A 16,643-nucleotide genomic window follows, 5' to 3' on the forward strand; every position below is an offset into this window, starting at 1 on the left:
CAAGCCGGGCGCTCAATCTAGTGGTCCCTATGACATGGAGGCGCAAGCCATGACCATCGAAGCTCGTATCCGCGAACTGGGAAATCGTCACCGCCTGCTGGACCAGACCATCCAGCGGGAAATGACCCACCCTTCGACGGACCCGCTTCGTGTAAGGGAGCTCAAGCAGAAGAAGCTCCGGCTCAAGGAACAGATCACCAGCCTGGAGGCGCGGGCCCACTAGCTCCGCCTCCCGCACTGAAACCAGAGGTCGGCCCCGGGGCGTGCTCCGGGGCCGTTTTCGTCAGTCCTTTTTGCCGAACACCGACTCGGCGGTCGGCTCGGCTCCGCGCCGTTCGCGGGCCTCGGGCACGAATTCCGGCTCGGCGGGCTCGGCGGCGTCGGCGGGCTGCAGGGTGGCGCCGCCCTTCCTGGCGTCGTCCTTGGCCTTCTTCTCGGCCGCCTTCCTGATCAGTTCGTCCAGCGCCAGCTGGCCGACCAGGCCCAGCGTCACCGGGTCGACGGGCTTGATGTTGGGGCTGTTCCAGTGGGTGCGGTTGCGCACGCTCTCGATGGTCGACTTGGTCGTGCCGAGCAGTTTGGCGATCTGGGCGTCGGTCACCTCGGGGTGATTGCGGACGAACCAGGCGATGGCGTCGGGACGGTCCTGCCGCCGCGACACCGGCGTGTATTTCGGGGCCGGCTTGTGGCTCTTGAGCAGTTCGGCGTGGCGGCTGACCACGGCCTGCATGCGGTAGTTTTCGTCGTTCTGGGCCTTGTCGAGCTCCTCGCGGGTCAACTGGCCGTTGACCAGCGGATCGGCGCCGCGGATGTCGCGGGCCACGTCGCCGTCGGCGATGCCGCGCACCTCCAGCGGATGCAGGCCGCAGAAGTCGGCGATCTGTTCGAAGGTGAGGGAGGTGTTGTCGACCAGCCAGACCGCGGTGGCCTTGGGCATCAGGATGTCGGTCATGAGCGTCTTTGCTTCTGTTTCAGCCCGCCGCGGCGGACTCCGGAGACGACGGCGCCCGACCTTTCGGCCGGGCGCTGAAGGGTTCGATATAGGCCCATTCGCGGCAAAAGAAAACGAAAGCCGACATCCGCATACAGCCACGGTTCATCCGCGAGGCCGGACAGTGTGGCGCCGACGCCTTGCGCGTCGTGGAAATCTCGATGGAGGGAACCCATGCTTGTCGAAACCCTCGCCGCGGCGGCCCTGATGTCCGGCCCGGTCCAGCAGGCCGCGCCCTATGTCGCCCCGCGGGGCGACTACCGCGACAGCTGCAGCGGCGAATACGTCAATCGCGGCCGGCTCTACGCCGACTGCCGCGACCGCCGGGGCGATGTCCGCGGCACGTCGATCGAGTTGAATCGCTGTTCAGACTACGAGATCCGCAACGACAACGGCCGGCTGGCCTGCGGTCCCTACCGCGGGACCTATGAGGACCGCCGCCGCGACGACTACGGCGACGACTACGGCGACGGCTACGGGCACGGCTGGCCCCGTCAGGGTGGCGGCGAGATCACCGTCTATCGCGACGCCCACTATCGCGGAGCCTCGGCCACCTTCCGCGGAGCGATCCCGAATCTGCGCAATTCGGGCTTCAACGACGTGATCAGTTCGATGCGTTTCCGCGGCGTGTGGGAAGCCTGCACCGACGCCTATTTCCGCGGCGTCTGCCGCACGTTCAGCGAGGACGTCTGGAACCTGCAACAGCACGGCATGAACGACCGCATCTCGTCGCTCCGTCCGGTGGGCCGCCGCGGCCGCTGGTGAGGTCAGGTCGTCAGCACGACCTTGCCCACATGGTCGCCGGCCTCGAGCCTGAGGTGGGCGGCCGCGGCCCGCTCCAGCGGGAAGGTCGCCTCGATCGGCGGGCGGACCCGGCCGGCCGCCACCCAGGGCCAGACCCTCTGCTCGACCGCCGCGATCAGCCGGGCCTTCTCGTCCGCCGGGCGGGCGCGCAGGGTCGACCCGGTCAGCACGATCCGGTTCATCATCAGCCGGGCGAGGTCGATCTCCGCCCGCGCGCCGGACAGGGTGGCGATGACCACCCAGCGGCCGAACGGCTTCAGCACCGCCTGGTTCAGGGCGGCGTAGTCGGCGCCGACCATGTCGAGCACCACGTCGACGCCGCCGAAGGCCGTGATGGCCGCCTCCAGGTCGTCGGAGCCGGCGTCGAGGCTGAGATCCGCGCCGAGGGCCCGGGCGGCCTCCGCCTTGGCCGCGCCGCGGGAGGTGGCGATCACCCTGGCGCCCGCCGCCCGGGCCATCTGGATCGCCGTGACGCCGATGCCGCTGGTCGCGCCGTGGATCAGCAGGGTCTCGCCGGCCTTCAGCGCGCCGGCCTCGAAGACATTGGCGAAGACGGTGCAGACCGTCTCGGGCAGGGCGGCGGCCTGAACGAGGTCGAGGCCGTCGGGCACGGGCAGGGCGTGGCGGGCGTCGACCACGGCGTATTCCGCATAGCCGCCGCCGCCGAGCAGGGCGCAGACGCGGTCGCCGACGGCCCAGCGGGAGACGCCCTCGCCGGTCTGGTCGACCTCGCCGGCGACCTCGAGTCCCGGGATGTCGGACGCGCCCGGCGGGGCCGGATAGCGGCCGAGGCGCTGCAGGATGTCGGGGCGGTTGACCCCGGCGGCGCGCACGCGGATGCGGACCTGGCCCGGCCCGGCGACCGGATCGGGCTTTTCGACCAGCGTCAGCGCCTCCGCGGGACCCGACCCGCCGGTGATTTCGACAGCCCGCATCGGCTCCCCGTTCTTGCAATCGTCCCTGTCCGGGCGTTCAGATAGCCGCTTGCCTGTGGACTGGCCAAGAAGGAGGCGGTGATGTTCGAGGATCTGGAGCCCCGTCCGGCGCGCGGCGCCCCCCTGATCGCGCTGACGCGCGAGGACCTGGACGGCTATTCGGTCGAGGACCTGAAACAGCGTATCGCCGGGCTCGAAGCGGAGATCGCGCGCTCGAACGCCGCCATCGAGGGCAAGTCCTCGCAGCGTAACGCCGCCGACGCCATGTTCAATTTCCGCTCCTGAAACCTCCTTGAATCAGCCGGTTGGCATGGGCGTTGCAAACGGCTCATGCACCGCGCGAAACCGTGCCGGCCGTGTTACGGATGCGCCTCGCACATGAGTCAGACCGAGTTGATGCCCAGCGACCATCCCATGCCCCCCGCCGGACGAAGCCGCGCGGCCGTCGTCGACGACTTCGCCCGGTCGGAGCTGTTCGACCGCACCTTCCGCGAGGGGATGGAACTGGTCGAGGAGACCGCGGCCTATCTCGACGGCGACGGGCGGCGCGAGTCCAAGCTGCTGTCGCGCGCCACGGCCCTGGCCTACGCCGGGGAGAGCATGAAGCTGACCACCCGGCTGATGCAGATCGCGTCCTGGCTGCTGGTGCAGCGGGCGGTGCGCGAGGGCGACATGACCGCGGCGGCGGCGTGCGCCGACCGCTATCGGCTGGCGGACCGCAACATCGAGGCCGGACCGACCCACCCCGAGCTGCCGATCGCCCTGGTGGAGTATCTGGTCCGGGCCGAGAAGCTGTACGACCGGGTCCTGCACCTCGACCGGCGCATGTATCTGGACGCCCCGGAGGAAGAGGCGGTCAATCCGGTGCAGAGCCAGCTGGACCGGCTGACGGCGGCGTTCCGGAACTGACGCCTACGGCCCGACGTCGTCGGCGTCGCGGCCGCCGCCGTCGTCCACCACCTTGGGCAGGCTGACCGCGATGCCGAGCGCGGCGGCCAGCTTGTCGTCGCGCCCGTAGACGTCCTCGCGGAAGGCCACGCGGCCCTGGCCGTCGACGAAGGCCGTCCAGTAGAGCAGGCGCACGGTGATCTCGCGGCCGGTCTGGATGCGCCTGGTCTGACGCGCGTCCTGGGCCGCGTCGAACTGGGCCAGAAGCACCGGATCGGGCGACAACAGCAGGCGGGCGAACTCGACCGCATCCTGCACCCGCACGCAGCCGTGGCTGCGTTGCCGCATGGCCAGGCTGAAGGCCGACTTGGCCGGCGTGTCGTGCAGGAAGATGGCGTAGCTGTCGCGCAGTTCGAACTTCACATAGCCCAGGGCGGCGGTCGGGCCGGCGCGCTGGATGACCATGCCGTTCGAGATGTACATGTTCTGGCTGGCCAGATAGGCCGGGCCCCGTGGCAGGATTTCGTTTCGCGCGATCGAGGCCGGCACGTACCAGGGCGGATTGGCCACCACGGAGGCGAACTGCTTCTCCAGGCTGGGCGTCTGGTGGGCCGGCGAGCCGACGATGACGCGGTTCGAATGGACCGGCTTGCCGTCCTTCCAGTAGACCATGATGGCCGCGGCGGTGTTGACCTCGATCCGTTCGGGGGCGATGTCGCGTTTCAGCCAGCGGCGGCGCTCGAGGTTGAGGGCGATCTGCCGGGCGCGATCCTCGGCCGAGGCGGACAGGGAGCGCTGGGTGCCAACGCCGATGCGGCCGTCGGAGGCCAGGCCGTGCCGGACCTGGAAGCCCCGCACGGCCTCTTCCAGCTCGGGGCCGTAGACCGTCTCCATGCCGGGCGGGCGGGCGCCGGCGGCCGGGGCGAGGTCGCCCTCGGCGACCAGCCGTTCGATCAGGACCGGAATGCGCGGATCGCTCATGCCCGGCTCGATGGTCGGGCCCGGCCGGAACGCCGGCCAGCTGCGCCCGTCGCGGATCATCCGGCGGTAACGCACATAGCCGGCCGACAGGTTGGCATAGCCGATGTCGGTCGGGGCCAGCCCCTCGAACCAGTCGACGAGCTGATTCTGGGCCAGGGCGTCGTTCAGGCCCGCGGGCAGGTCGACGCGATTCTTCTGCATCTCCCACAGGTCTTCGACGGTCTCCGGCCGCACCCGGCCCTCGGCCAGCACCCGGCCATAGCCCAGGGCGGCCGCCGTGGTGCGCATCTCGGCCGCCGCGGGGGCGGAGGCCAGGGCGTCGAAGTCGAAGAAATCGCCCTGGGACAGGCCGTGACGTTCGGCGCGTCCGGCGACGGCCCGCAGGCCGCGCAGGCGTTCCGGCGTCCACACCGGCCGCCAGCCGTTCATCTCGTAGAAGGCGCGCACGTCCGGCTGGATCGCGGTCGGCAGCCGCGCCAGCTGGTCGTTGAAGGTGTCGTAGAAGGCGACAGCCGCGGGATCGCGGGTCTGGGCCCTCGCGGCCATCCCGCTGGCCGACGCGAGGGCCGCGGCCGCCGCGCCCAGACCCAATTGCCGTCGATTCATCACTATGCTCTTCGCCCATGCCACGCGGGACTTGCGTCGCGCCACCGGTGGTCCAACACCATCATGTTATCGGCGTTCCTGACAAACAGAAAGGCGCCGGTCCGGGAACCGACGCCTTCGTGAACGTCTTGGCCGCGGGTGTGGCCCCAATGCCAGACCTACTTCTTGATGAAGCCGCCGAACTTGTTGTTGAAGCGCGAGACCCGGCCGCCGCGGTCCATCAGCTGCTGGTTGCCGCCGGTCCAGGCCGGGTGCGTCAGCGGGTCGATGTCCAGGTTCAGCACGGCGCCTTCCTTCTGGTAGGTCGAGCGGGTCCTGTAGGTGGTTCCATCCGTCATCGTCACGGTGATGAAATGATAGTCGGGGTGGGTATCGGCCTTCATGGTCGTTGTCCGGTCTCTGCGCGGTGACGATGCCGACCGTCCGTGCGCGAAAATGAGAAAACCCGCCGACATCCCTGCGGAAGGGCTGGGCGGGAATGAGCGGCGGCGTTTACACCGGGGGGCGTTCCGGGGCAAGAGGCGCGCGCCATGACAGATACCACCGCTCCCGCCTCCGACGCCGCCGACCTTCGCGGACGGCCGGGCGCCGGCGCCCTGCTGATCGAACAGATGGGCGAGGCCGGAGCGCGTCGGGCCCGGCGCCGCGACGTCCGTCCGCTGGCCCGGCTGCTGCCCTACGCCCTGCGCCATGGCGGGCATATGGCCATGGCCGCCGTATGGCTCGTCCTGTCGACGGTCGCCTCGCTGGGCCTGACGGTGACCGCCCGGGGGGCCATCGACAACGGCTTCAGCGACGGGGGCGAGCAGCTGAACCTGTGGTTCCTGGTGCTGGCCGCCAACGCCCTGTTCCTCGGCCTCGCCACCGCGGTCCGCTATTTCTTCGTCACCAAGACGGGCGAGCGCGTCGTCGCCGACGTGCGCAAGGGCCTGTTCGAGCGCATCCTGACGCTGGACCCGTCGTTCTACGCCCGGATGCGCACCGGCGAGGTGCTGTCGCGCCTGACCACCGACATCGCCCTGGTCGAGGCCCTGCTGACGACCTCGGTGTCCTACGCCCTGCGCAACTTCCTGACCCTGATCGGCGGGACCATCCTGCTGTTCATCGTCAGCCCCAAGCTGACCGGCCTGGTGCTGCTGGTGGTGCCGCTGCTGCTGGGGCCGCTGTTCCTGTTCGGGCGCAAGGTGCGCCGGCTGACCGTGGCGTCGCAGGACCGCTTCGCCAGCGCCGTCGGCTTCGCCGGCGAGAGCGTCGACGCGATAGAGACGGTGCAGGCCTTCGGGCGCGAAAAGAGCGCCATCGCCCGCTTCGGCGAAGCGGTCGAAACCGCCTTCGGCGTGTCGCTGGTCCGGATCCGGGCGCGGGCCCTGATGACGGCGATGATCATCGCGGTGATGTTCGGCGGCGTCACCCTGGTGCTGTGGCTGGGAGCGCAGGACGTGATCGCCGGCCGCATGACGCCCGGCGCCCTGCTGCAGTTCGTGCTGCTGTCGGTGTTCTCGGCCGCGGCCGTCGGCGCGCTCGGCGAGAGCTGGGGCGACGTCCAGAAGGCGGCCGGGGCCATGGAGCGGATCGACGAGCTGATGCGCAGCGCGCCCCAGATCGCCGCGCCGGCCTCGCCGCGCCCCCTGCCGCGGCCCCCGGTGGGCGAGGTGTCCATGTCGGCGGTGGACTTCAGCTACCCCGGCCGGCCCGACCTGCCGGCCCTGAAGGGCTTCTCCCTGACCGTGCGGCCCGGCGAGACGGTGGCCCTGGTCGGTCCGTCCGGAGCCGGCAAGAGCACGGTGTTCCGCCTGCTGCTGCGCTTCTACGACCCGCAGGCCGGCGTGGTTTCCGTGGACGGCGTCGACGTGCGCGAGGTCGATCCCACGGCGGTGCGCGACCGCTTCGCCTGGGTTTCGCAGGAGGCCCCGCTGTTTTCCGGTTCCGCCTCCGAAAACATCCGCTTCGGTAGAGAAACGGCCAGCCAAGACGAGGTGCGGGCGGCCGCCCGCGAGGCCCAGGCCCTGGGGTTCATCGAGGCCCTGCCGCAAGGCTTCGACACGCCCCTGGGCGAGCGCGGCAAGAGCCTGTCCGGCGGCCAGCGGCAGCGGCTGGCCATCGCCCGGGCGTTGGTCCGCGACGCCCCGATCCTGCTTCTGGACGAGGCGACCTCGGCCCTGGACGCCGAGAGCGAGCGGCTGGTGCAGGCGGCCCTCGAGTCGGCCATGGCCGCCCGCACCACGATCGTCATCGCCCACCGGCTCGCCACCGTCCTCAGGGCCGACCGCATCGTGGTGATGGACGACGGCCAGGTGGTCGAGGAGGGGACCCACGCCGCGCTCATGGCCCGCGGCGGCCTCTACGCCCGGCTGGCGGAGCTGCAGTTCCGGGCCGACTGAGGCCGGCCAGCCCGGCTGGAGCCTGATTCACGGGGCGGCTGCGACGGGCGCGATGGCGAGGGCGGCGACGCGGACGGGGCGCATGGGTCAAAATCCCTGCGTAGCGGGCGTCGTTCGGCGGCTTCGCTTTGCCTCCGCAGCCCCCGGATGCTAGAAAACCGTCAGCGGATCACGTTCCGATTCCGGCCATTCAAAGCCCGATTTCCTTGACCGACGACACCTATGACAACGCCCTGCCGCCTTCGTCGGGCGCAGGCGGCGATATCTCCACCATCACCATCGAGGACGAGCTGCGCCGCTCGTATCTCGACTACGCCATGAGCGTCATCGTCTCGCGCGCCCTGCCGGACGCGCGCGACGGGCTGAAGCCGGTTCACCGCCGCATCCTGTACTCGATGCACGACCTGAAGATGACGCCGGACCGCGCCTATTCGAAATGCGCGCGGGTCGTCGGCGACGTGCTGGGCCGCTTCCACCCGCACGGCGACGCCTCGGTCTACATGGCCCTGGTGCGCATGGCCCAGCCGTTCTCGATGGGGCTGATGCTGGTCGACGGCCAGGGCAATTTCGGCTCGGTCGACGGCGATATGCCCGCCTCGATGCGATACACCGAGGCGCGGATGGCTCCCGCGGCCGTGGCCCTGCTGACCGACATCGACAAGGACACGGTCGATTTCCAGCCCAACTACGACGAGAAGGAGCTGGAGCCGGTCGTCCTGCCGGCGCGGATTCCCAACCTTCTGGTCAATGGGGCGGGCGGCATCGCCGTCGGCATGGCCACCAACATTCCGCCGCACAACCTTGGCGAGATCGTCGACGCCTGCATCGCCCTGCTGGACGATCCGGCCATCGGCGACGACGCCCTGCTGGACCTCGTCCCCGGGCCGGACTTCCCGACCGGCGGCGAGATCATGGGCCGGACCGCGCCCCGCAACGCCCTGCGCGAGGGCCGGGGCTCGGTCGTGGTGCGCGGCAAGGCCACGATCGAGACCATCCGCAAGGACCGCGAGGCCATCGTGGTCACCGAACTGCCCTACCAGGTCAACAAGCAGACCCTGATCGAGCGCATCGTCGAAATGGTCCGCGAGAAGCGGATCGAGGGCATCTCCGACGTCCGCGACGAGTCCGACCGCGACGGCATGCGGATGGTCATCGAGCTGAAGCGCGACGCCTCCGGCGACGTGGTGCTGAACCAGCTGTGGCGTTTCACGGCCATGCAGTCGTCGTTCGGCGTCAACATGCTGGCCCTGAACCATGGCCGGCCGGTGCAGATGGGCCTGCGCCAGCTGCTCGAGGCCTTCCTCGAGTTCCGCGAAGAGGTGGTGGTCCGCCGCATCAAGTTCGAACTGGCCAAGGCCCGCGACCGCGGCCATGTGCTGGTCGGTCTGGCCGTGGCCGTGGCCAATATCGACGAGGTCATCCACATCATCCGCTCGTCGGTCGATCCGGCCGAGGCCCGCGAACGGCTGCAGGCCAAGGCTTGGCCGGTGGGCGACATGATGGCCCTGATCGAGCTGATCGCCGATCCGCGCTCGATGCTGGTCGAGGGCGACAAGCTGAACCTGACCGACGAGCAGGCCCGGGCCATCCTGGCGCTGACGCTGAGCCGGCTGACCGGCCTCGGCCGCGACGACATCTTCGCCGAGGCGCGCGAGCTGGCCGACACCATCCAGGGCCACCTGACCCTGCTGTCGGACCGCGCCAACATCCTGGCGGTGATCCGCGAGGACCTGGTCCGGGTGAAGGGCGAGTTCGCCGTGCCGCGCCGCACCCTGATCGGCGAGGGCGATTTCGAACTGGAGGACGAGGACCTGATCCCGCGCGAGGACATGGTCGTCACCGTCACCCACGGCGGCTACGTCAAGCGGGTGGCGCTGAACGCCTACCGGACCCAGCATCGCGGCGGCAAGGGCCGCTCGGGCGTGGCCATGAAGGACGACGACGCCGTGGTCGGCGTGTTCTCGGCCTCGACCCACACGCCGGTGCTGTTCTTCGCCACCAACGGCAAGGCCTACAAGCTGAAGACCTGGCGGCTGCCGCTGGGCAATCCGCAGTCGCGCGGCAAGGCCTTCGTCAACCTGCTGCCGATCGAGCCGGGCGACAGCATCATGAACGTGCTGCCCCTGCCGGAAAATGAGGCGGACTGGGCGGAGTACGACATCATGTTCGCCACGAAGTCCGGCGACGTGCGCAGGAACAAGCTGAGCGATTTCGCCACCGTCAACCGGGCCGGCAAGATCGCCATGAAGCTGGAGGACGGCGACCGGATGGTCGGCGTGGCCCTGTGCACGGCCGAGGACGACGTCATGCTGACCACGGCGCTCGGGCGGGCGATCCGCTTCAAGGCCGACGACGTGCGGGTGTTCAAGGGCCGGGACTCGACCGGCGTCCGCGGCGTGCGCCTGCAGAAGGACGACGAGGTCATCTCGATGGCCGTGCTCGGCCGGGTCGACGCCACGCCGGAGGAGCGGGCCGCCTATGTCAGGCACGCCAACGCCATGCGCAGGGCGGCGGGCGACGAGGATGAGACGCCGGTCGAGGCCGACGACGAGGTCGTGGCGGACGCCGCCCTGTCGGTCGAGCGGATCGCCGAGCTGGGGGCCGCCGAGCAGTTCATCCTGACCGTCACCGAGACCGGCTTCGGCAAGCGCTCGTCGGCCTATGAGTACCGGCGCACCGGCCGCGGCGGCCAGGGGCTGACGGCGCACGGGCTCGGCGGCCGCGCCGGGACCCGGCTGGCGGCGTCCTTCCCGGTCGAGGACGGCGACGACCTGCTGCTGGTCACCTCCGGCGGGCAGATGATCCGCACCCCGGCCGGCCAGGTCCGCATCGTCGGTCGCGCCAGCCAGGGCGTCACCATCTTCCGCACTGCGGAAGGCGAGCGGGTCGTCTCGGTCGAGCGCCTGCCGGACAGCGGCGGAGGCGAGGACGCGGAGCTGGACGGCGCGGAGGGTGAAGGCGGCGACGCCTGATCCATGGCCGCCGATCGCACCGTGCTGGTGGATGGGGAGCCCGTTTCAGAGGGCGACCTGACCTATCTGGCGCTGGCGAACTACGGCGCCTACACCTCGTTCCGGGTCGAGCAGGGCGGCGTCCGCGGGCTGGATCTGCATCTGGCCCGCCTGGACGCCTCGGCGCTGGAGCTGTTCGGCGAGGGCGTGGGCGAGGCCCGTCTGCGTGAGCTGATGCGCTCGGCCGTGGACGGCCGGGGCGACTGCTGGCTGCGGGTCAGCCTGTTCTCGCCCGAGGTCTGGCCGCGCACGCCGAGCTGGACCGGCCGGCCGAAGGTGATGATCGGCGCCTTTCCGCCGCCGCCGCCGCTGGCGGAAAGCCTGCGGCTTCAGGTCCAGACCTATGGGCGGGAGGCGGCTCACCTGAAGCACACCGCCAATTTCGGCCTGATCCGCGCCCGGCGGCTGGCCCGCGCGGCCGGGTTCGACGACGCCGTGTTCGCCGACGGGGACGGACGGATTTCCGAGGGCAGCCTGTGGAATATCGGCTTCGTACGCGGCGGCGAGGTGATCTGGCCCGAGGCGCCGATGCTGACGGGCGTCACCCTGACCCTGCTGCAGCGCGGTCTCGAGGCCCGCGGCGTCCCCGTCCGGGTCGAGCCGGTGCGGCTGGATGCCCTGCCCCGCTTCGACGGCGCCTTCATCTGCAACAGCGCCACGCCTGCCTGCCCGGTCGCCTCGATCGGCGACCAGACGTTCGATCCGGACGCCGTTCCGCTGGAAGCCCTGAAGGCGATCTGGGCGTCGAACGCGCCGCAGCCGATCTAGGCCGCTCCGGCCCCACCTGCTAAACCGCTGGAAAGGCGGGGAGGAACGCATGCGCATCGGCCTGTATCCAGGCACATTCGATCCGGTCACCAACGGGCATATGGACATCATCGGCCGGGCCGTGAAGCTGGTTGACCGCCTGGTCATCGGCGTGGCGCGCAACGACGACAAGGGACCGCTGTTCACCACCGACGAACGGGTGGTCATGCTGCGCGCCGAGGTCGCCCATCTCGGGGCGAAGGTCGAGGTCCAGGCCTTCGACAGCCTGCTCATGCATTTCGCCGAGTCGCTGGACGCCAATATCATCGTCCGTGGCCTGCGCGCCGTCTCCGACTTCGAATACGAATTCCAGATGACGGCGATGAACCAGCGCCTCAATGCCGACATCGAGACGGTCTTCCTGATGGCCGACCCGCGGCATCAGGCCATCGCCTCGCGGCTGGTCAAGGAGATCGCCCGGCTCGACGGGGCGATCGACAGTTTCGTCAGCCCCGCGGTCGCCCAGGCGGTGCGGGCCAAGGTCAAGGGATAGTCCGTTTTGAAGATCGTCGCCGCCGCCCTTTCCCTCTCGTTGCTGGCCGTCGCGCCGGCCCCGGCGCAGACCGCCGCCGGCGTCCCCGAGTGGCGCGTGGTCGCTCCCGAGAACCTGCTCGTCATCGACACCGTCCACGGCCGCATCCTGGTCGAACTGGAGCCGCGGGTGGCGCCGCGGGCGGTCGACCGCGTCCGCACCCTGGCCGACCGGGGCTTCTACGACGGGCTGAAATTCCATCGGGTGATCCCGGACTTCATGGCCCAGACCGGCGATCCCCAGGGCACGGGCCAGGGCGGCAGCGACCTGCCCGACCTGCCGGCGGAGTTCGAGTTCCGGCGCGGCCGGGACGCGGGCTTCGTGCCGGTCATGGCGACGCCCCGGGGCCAGGCGGGGATCGTCGGCTCGGTCCCGGTGCTGACCCAGCCGGACGCCCAGATGATGGTCACCGCCGACTTCAAGGCGGGGGCCCAGGGCCTGTTCTGCCCGGGCGTCGCCGGCATGGCGCGCGCCGACGCCGTCGACAGCGCCAACAGCCAGTTCTTCCTGATGACCGGTCCCAAGGACGAGCTGAACGGCCGCTATACGCCATTCGGCCGGGTGGTGTCCGGGATGGAGACGGTGCGCGCGCTCAAGGCGGGCGCCGAGGCCCGGAACGGCCAGGTGGACGATCCCGACCTGATGATCCGCGCCCGCACCGCGGCGGCCTTGCCCGAGGGCGAGCGGCCGGCCGTGCGGGTGGCGGCCGGGACGGCGCTGCAGGCCGAGGTCGAACGGGTGCGCGCCCGCCGCGGCGCCGCCTTCAGCGTGTGCGACGTGCAGCCGCCGGTCGAGATCGTCGGAGGCTGAGCCGCTGTCTGGATGCCCGGGGAGGACGCCATGAAGTCGATTTCCGCCGCCGCGTGGCTGGCCGTCGCCCTGGCCGCCGCGCCCGCCGCGGCCCGGCAGGCCGACGCGCCGCCGCCGGCCGCGACCGCCGAGGCCGCGCCGGCCCCGGGCGAGTGGCGAACCGTTCCCGCCGAAAACCTTCTGGTCATCGACACCACCAAGGGCCGCATCCTCGTTGAACTCGCTCCGGAGGCGGCCCCGCTGCACGTCGAGCGGATCAAGCTGCTGGCCCGGCGCGGCTTCTACGACAATGTGCCGTGGCATCGGGTGATCGACGGGTTCATGGCCCAGACGGGCGACCCGCTGGGCAACGGCGAAGGCCAGAGCCCCTATCCCGACCTGGTCGGCGAATTCACCTTTCGACGCGACCCGTCCATGCCCTTCGCGTCCGCGGCCGAGCCGACCGGGGCGCGCCTGGGCTTCCTCCACGCCCTGCCGGTGCAGACCCAGCCCGATTCCGCCTTCGCCCAGACCGGAGACGGCAAGGTGCATGCATGGGGGCTGTACTGCGCCGGCGTCGCCGGCATGGCCCGCGACGTCGGCAACGACACCGCCAACAGCCAGTTCTTCATCATGCGCCAGGCCTATCCGGCGCTGGACAAGCGCTACACGGTCTGGGGAATGACGGTGGACGGCCTGGAGGTGGTCCGGGCGCTGCAGGTCGGCGACGGCGAGAACGGCATGATGGCCCGGGCCCGGCCGGACTTCATGACCCGCGTCCGCGTGGCGGCCGACATCCCGGAGGATGAACGGCCGGCGGCGCAGGTGCTGGCCGCCGACTCGTCCCGCTTCCGCGCCCTGGTGGACGAGACCCGCACGGCGCGGGGCGCGGATTTCTCGGTCTGCGACGTGACCCTGCCGGTTCAGGTGACCAACCAGATCACCGCCGCCGGCGCCGGCGCCGCGGGCGGCGCTCCTCGCGCATCCTCTGCAGCAGCAGCCCCTCGCGCAGCCCCCGGTCGGCGACCCTGACCCGTTCCGAGGGCCAGGCGCGCTGCACCGCCTCCATGATCGCCGCCCCGGCCAGCACCAGATCGGCGCGCTCTGGCCCGATGCACGATTCCGCGGCCCGCCCGGCCGGTCCCATCTCCAGCAGCCGGGCGGCGGCCCGCTCGCAGTCGCCGCGCGTCATCCACAGACCGTCGACGAGGTTGCGCTGGTAGCGGCGCAGGCCCAGGTGGATGCCGGCCAGGCTGGTGATCGCGCCCGAGGTGCCGACGAGGTGCGCCCGACCGGCCTCGAACACCTGGCGCAGGTCGGGGTCGACCGGCGCCCGCGACAGGGCCCCGGCCATGTCGACGACCATGGCCTCATACCAGTCTTCGATGGAGGCAGGGGCCCCGGCCGCCGGCTCGGGGTGGCGTTCGGCGAGGGTGACCACGCCGATCGGCGCCGACATCCAGGCCTCGAGGGCGAAGGCGCCGTCGGTCCGTTTCAGCCAGCTCAGCTCGGTCGAGCCGCCCCCCACATCGACGACCAGCACCGCCTCGGCCGCGTTGTCGAACAGGTTGAGGCAGCCTTCCACGGCCAGCCGCGCCTCCTCGATCGGATCGATGATGCGGAGCCGCAGGCCGGTGCCCTCGCGGACCCGTTCGACGAAGGCGGCGCCGTTGTCGGCCTGGCGGCAGGCCTGGGTCGCGACGGCCATCAGCCGGGCGGGGTCCACGCCCTTTCGGGCGACCCGCTCGCCGCACAGGACGAGAGCGCCGTAGGCCCGCTCCATGGCCGCTTCGTCGAGACGGCCCGTGCGCGACAGCCCCTCGCCGAGCCTGACGATGCGGCTGAACGAATCGACGACGCGGAAGCCGTCCCGGGCCGGCCGGGCGATCAGCAGGCGGCAGTTGTTGGTCCCGAGGTCGAGGGCCCCGTAGAGGGGCGGTTCCCGACCTGATGCGCCGGATCCGTCGGAGGCGCCGCCCCGGGCGCGCTGGCCGTCGGACTCTGAACGCTGGGACCGGGAGACGCCCGCGGGCGCGTCGTCGGTCTCCGGCATGGGCCGAACTTTCACGGTGGGCGGTCCGATGCGGCGCCCGTCCCCGCCAACCTAGACCCGTCGCCTCGCTTCCGCCAAGGACAGGTGACGCGAAAATGAACGGGGCGGCGGTCATACTGCTCAGGTCGGCGGGCGCAATCTGCGGCCCATGACCAATCCAGTCGTCGCAAGGTTCGGGCTCGGCCAGATCGTCCGCCACCGCGAGGCGGCCTTCCGCGGGGTGGTGATCGATGTCGATCCCGTGTTCGCCGGCAAGCCCGGCGACACGGGCGGCATCTCGCCGGACCAGCCCTTCTACCGGGTGCTGGCCCTGGGCGCGGAGGGCGGGTTCATCGCCTACGCCCCCGAGGACGCGCTCGAGCATGATCCCGAACTGGAGGCGGTCGCGCCCGAGGCCGAGGCCCGCTGGTTCACCGTCGACGACCAAGGTCGGCACGCGCCTCGCCCCCAGGCCATCCACTGACGCAAACTCTGGTGCGGGCGCGGGCGCGGGCCTAGATTGGCGGCAACGGGCCGCCAGAGCCCGCCGACAGCAGGAGCGCCCCATGTCCGATTTCGAGCATGTCTTCGCAACGCCGCCGGAGGGGGCGGCGGCCGACTGGACCATTCCCCAGAACTGGGCCGATTACACCGAGGTCGAGCACGCGACCTGGGACACGCTCTACACCCGGCAGATGAAGATCCTGCCGGGCCGCGCCGCCGACGTGTTTCTCAAGGGGCTGACAGCGCTGGACCTGAACACGGGCGGCATTCCCGATTTCGAGGTGATGAATCCGAAGCTGCAGGCGCTGACCGGCTGGACCGTCGTCTGCGTGCCCGGCCTGGTGCCGGACGAGGTGTTCTTCGATCACCTGGCCAACCGGCGCTTCCCCTCGGGCCAGTTCATCCGCAGGCCGGAGCAGCTGGACTATCTGCAGGAGCCCGACATCTTCCATGATGTCTTCGGCCATGTGCCGATGCTGACCGACCCCGACTTCGCCGCCTATATGGAGGCCTATGGCAAGGGGGGGCAGCGGGCGGCGTCGCTGGGCATGCTGCGGAATCTGGCCCGGCTGTACTGGTACACGGTCGAGTTCGGCCTGATGCAGGACGACGGGGGGCTGCGCATCTTCGGCGCGGGCATCGCCTCCTCGGCCACCGAAAGCGTCTTCGCCCTGGAGGACCCGTCGCCGAACCGGCTGGGCTTCGACCTCGAGCGGGTCATGCGGACCCTGTACCGGATCGACGACTTCCAGCAGGTCTATTTCGTCATCGACTCCATCGACCAGCTGAAGCGCGACACGCTGCAGGATTTCGGCCCCATCTACGACCGGCTGAAGGGCGCCGAAGACATCGCCATCGACGCCATCCTGCCGACCGACCGGGTGTTCACCCGCGGCACCCAGGCCTATGCGGCCCGGGGCGGGCGGTTCGCGGCCTAGGTGTCGGGCTCAGGCCCGCTGGAACGGATAGAAGCCGCCGCCGAGACCGAGCAGGGCTGTCAGTTCGTCCAGCGCCCCGCGGCTCTCGTCCAGCAGGGCCGGGTCGGCGAGGTCGGCGGGGCTGAGCGTGTCCCGGTACCAGGTCGCCGCCCAGATCGACAGGCGGGCGTGCAGGTCGTCGGTCAGGCGCATGGCCGGATTGGTCGCGGTCAGCTCGTCCCCGGTCAGGGCGACGCGCAGGCGCAGGCAGGCGGGCCCGCCGCCGTTGCGCATCGACTGGCGCACATCGACGTAGTCGATCCGGCCGATCGGTCCGTTGGAGGCGGCCAGTCCTTCCGCGACGGCCCGACTGCGGGCGTTGTCGCGGGTCTCGGTCGGGCAGATCAGGGTCAGGCGGTCCTCGCCGGGAATCCGCACCAGCATGGAGTTGAACAGATAGCTGGA

18 protein-coding genes are annotated in these 16,643 nt (G+C 70.7%); 12 read left to right on the forward strand and 6 right to left on the reverse strand.

Going from position 1 to position 16,643, the window contains the following annotated elements; translation table 11 throughout:
- Positions 1-49: 49 nt before the first annotated feature.
- Positions 50-223, forward strand: coding sequence for a DUF465 domain-containing protein (locus Q0588_RS08995; RefSeq protein ID WP_298745616.1), 174 nt, complete (start codon positions 50-52; stop codon positions 221-223).
- A gap of 60 nt (positions 224-283) precedes the next feature.
- Here the strand turns inward: Q0588_RS08995 and Q0588_RS09000 are convergent, their stop codons facing one another.
- A complete protein-coding gene (locus Q0588_RS09000; RefSeq protein WP_298745617.1) occupies positions 284-952 on the reverse strand; it encodes a cell cycle transcriptional regulator TrcR in 669 nt (222 codons plus the stop codon).
- A gap of 213 nt (positions 953-1,165) precedes the next feature.
- On the opposite strand from Q0588_RS09000, the gene Q0588_RS09005 reads away from it, so the two are divergent.
- A complete protein-coding gene (locus Q0588_RS09005) occupies positions 1,166-1,756 on the forward strand; it encodes a beta/gamma crystallin-related protein (protein WP_298745618.1) in 591 nt (196 codons plus the stop codon).
- A gap of 2 nt (positions 1,757-1,758) precedes the next feature.
- Here the strand turns inward: Q0588_RS09005 and Q0588_RS09010 are convergent, their stop codons facing one another.
- On the reverse strand, positions 1,759-2,730 hold the full coding sequence (locus Q0588_RS09010) for an NAD(P)H-quinone oxidoreductase (protein ID WP_298745619.1): 972 nt from the start codon (positions 2,728-2,730) through the stop codon (positions 1,759-1,761).
- Positions 2,731-2,811: 81 nt separating this feature from the next.
- On the opposite strand from Q0588_RS09010, the gene Q0588_RS09015 reads away from it, so the two are divergent.
- Complete coding sequence (locus Q0588_RS09015) at positions 2,812-3,015, forward strand: DUF1192 domain-containing protein (RefSeq protein ID WP_298745620.1); 204 nt, start codon at positions 2,812-2,814, stop codon at positions 3,013-3,015.
- A gap of 129 nt (positions 3,016-3,144) precedes the next feature.
- A complete protein-coding gene (locus Q0588_RS09020) occupies positions 3,145-3,639 on the forward strand; it encodes a DUF1465 family protein (protein ID WP_298745634.1) in 495 nt (164 codons plus the stop codon).
- Between the two features lie 3 nt (positions 3,640-3,642).
- On the opposite strand, the gene Q0588_RS09025 is transcribed toward Q0588_RS09020, so the two are convergent.
- Both Q0588_RS09025 and rpmE read right to left on the reverse strand, forming a co-directional pair.
- Complete coding sequence (locus Q0588_RS09025; protein WP_298745621.1) at positions 3,643-5,205, reverse strand: L,D-transpeptidase family protein; 1,563 nt, start codon at positions 5,203-5,205, stop codon at positions 3,643-3,645.
- A gap of 158 nt (positions 5,206-5,363) precedes the next feature.
- On the reverse strand, positions 5,364-5,588 hold the full coding sequence (gene rpmE / locus Q0588_RS09030; RefSeq protein WP_298745622.1) for a 50S ribosomal protein L31: 225 nt from the start codon (positions 5,586-5,588) through the stop codon (positions 5,364-5,366).
- Positions 5,589-5,735: 147 nt separating this feature from the next.
- Here rpmE and Q0588_RS09035 point away from each other — a divergent pair, with 147 nt between their 5' ends.
- From Q0588_RS09035 to Q0588_RS09060, 6 genes are all read left to right on the forward strand, one after another.
- On the forward strand, positions 5,736-7,586 hold the full coding sequence (locus Q0588_RS09035; protein ID WP_298745623.1) for an ABC transporter transmembrane domain-containing protein: 1,851 nt from the start codon (positions 5,736-5,738) through the stop codon (positions 7,584-7,586).
- 206 nt (positions 7,587-7,792) lie between these two features.
- Positions 7,793-10,558 (forward strand): DNA gyrase subunit A, encoded by a 2,766-nt coding sequence (gene gyrA, locus Q0588_RS09040; protein WP_298745624.1) that lies wholly within the window; start codon positions 7,793-7,795, stop codon positions 10,556-10,558.
- A 3-nt stretch (positions 10,559-10,561) separates the two neighbouring features.
- The gene (locus Q0588_RS09045; RefSeq protein ID WP_298745625.1) at positions 10,562-11,365 is read left to right on the forward strand and encodes an aminotransferase class IV; all 804 of its coding nucleotides are present in this window, start codon (positions 10,562-10,564) and stop codon (positions 11,363-11,365) included.
- A 49-nt stretch (positions 11,366-11,414) separates the two neighbouring features.
- Entirely contained in the window at positions 11,415-11,897 is a 483-nt protein-coding gene (gene coaD / locus Q0588_RS09050) for a pantetheine-phosphate adenylyltransferase (protein WP_298745626.1), read from the forward strand.
- Between the two features lie 6 nt (positions 11,898-11,903).
- Positions 11,904-12,746, forward strand: coding sequence for a peptidylprolyl isomerase (locus tag Q0588_RS09055; RefSeq protein WP_298745627.1), 843 nt, complete (start codon positions 11,904-11,906; stop codon positions 12,744-12,746).
- 30 nt (positions 12,747-12,776) lie between these two features.
- Positions 12,777-13,757, forward strand: coding sequence for a peptidylprolyl isomerase (locus tag Q0588_RS09060; protein WP_298745628.1), 981 nt, complete (start codon positions 12,777-12,779; stop codon positions 13,755-13,757).
- Here Q0588_RS09060 and Q0588_RS09065 read toward each other — a convergent pair.
- Positions 13,666-14,793, reverse strand: coding sequence for a Ppx/GppA phosphatase family protein (locus tag Q0588_RS09065; protein ID WP_298745629.1), 1,128 nt, complete (start codon positions 14,791-14,793; stop codon positions 13,666-13,668). The two genes, Q0588_RS09060 and Q0588_RS09065, sit on opposite strands and share 92 nt — an antisense overlap.
- Before the next feature lie 133 nt (positions 14,794-14,926).
- Here Q0588_RS09065 and hspQ point away from each other — a divergent pair, with 133 nt between their 5' ends.
- Together hspQ and phhA are read left to right on the forward strand one after the other, a co-directional pair.
- Complete coding sequence (gene hspQ, locus Q0588_RS09070; protein WP_298745630.1) at positions 14,927-15,241, forward strand: heat shock protein HspQ; 315 nt, start codon at positions 14,927-14,929, stop codon at positions 15,239-15,241.
- 82 nt (positions 15,242-15,323) lie between these two features.
- Positions 15,324-16,199, forward strand: coding sequence for a phenylalanine 4-monooxygenase (phhA, locus tag Q0588_RS09075; RefSeq protein ID WP_298745631.1), 876 nt, complete (start codon positions 15,324-15,326; stop codon positions 16,197-16,199).
- Positions 16,200-16,208: 9 nt separating this feature from the next.
- Here phhA and Q0588_RS09080 read toward each other — a convergent pair.
- Positions 16,209-16,643, reverse strand: a 435-nt coding sequence (locus tag Q0588_RS09080) for an N-succinylarginine dihydrolase (RefSeq protein WP_298745632.1), incomplete at its 5' end; no start/stop codon positions are given.

The organism is uncultured Brevundimonas sp., assembly GCF_937870815.1.
Lineage (GTDB): Bacteria > Pseudomonadota > Alphaproteobacteria > Caulobacterales > Caulobacteraceae > Brevundimonas.

Coding starts and splice junctions, on each gene's coding strand:
- hspQ (WP_298745630.1), top strand. CDS start 14,927: ATGACCAATCCAGTCGTCGCAAGGTTCGGGCTCGGCCAGATCGTCCGC.
- Q0588_RS09015 (WP_298745620.1), top strand. CDS start 2,812: ATGTTCGAGGATCTGGAGCCCCGTCCGGCGCGCGGCGCCCCCCTGATC.
- Q0588_RS09010 (WP_298745619.1), bottom strand. CDS start 2,730: ATGCGGGCTGTCGAAATCACCGGCGGGTCGGGTCCCGCGGAGGCGCTG.
- Q0588_RS08995 (WP_298745616.1), top strand. CDS start 50: ATGACCATCGAAGCTCGTATCCGCGAACTGGGAAATCGTCACCGCCTG.
- Q0588_RS09045 (WP_298745625.1), top strand. CDS start 10,562: ATGGCCGCCGATCGCACCGTGCTGGTGGATGGGGAGCCCGTTTCAGAG.
- rpmE (WP_298745622.1), bottom strand. CDS start 5,588: ATGAAGGCCGATACCCACCCCGACTATCATTTCATCACCGTGACGATG.
- Q0588_RS09005 (WP_298745618.1), top strand. CDS start 1,166: ATGCTTGTCGAAACCCTCGCCGCGGCGGCCCTGATGTCCGGCCCGGTC.
- Q0588_RS09020 (WP_298745634.1), top strand. CDS start 3,145: ATGCCCCCCGCCGGACGAAGCCGCGCGGCCGTCGTCGACGACTTCGCC.
- Q0588_RS09035 (WP_298745623.1), top strand. CDS start 5,736: ATGACAGATACCACCGCTCCCGCCTCCGACGCCGCCGACCTTCGCGGA.
- Q0588_RS09060 (WP_298745628.1), top strand. CDS start 12,777: ATGAAGTCGATTTCCGCCGCCGCGTGGCTGGCCGTCGCCCTGGCCGCC.
- Q0588_RS09025 (WP_298745621.1), bottom strand. CDS start 5,205: ATGAATCGACGGCAATTGGGTCTGGGCGCGGCGGCCGCGGCCCTCGCG.
- Q0588_RS09000 (WP_298745617.1), bottom strand. CDS start 952: ATGACCGACATCCTGATGCCCAAGGCCACCGCGGTCTGGCTGGTCGAC.
- phhA (WP_298745631.1), top strand. CDS start 15,324: ATGTCCGATTTCGAGCATGTCTTCGCAACGCCGCCGGAGGGGGCGGCG.
- coaD (WP_298745626.1), top strand. CDS start 11,415: ATGCGCATCGGCCTGTATCCAGGCACATTCGATCCGGTCACCAACGGG.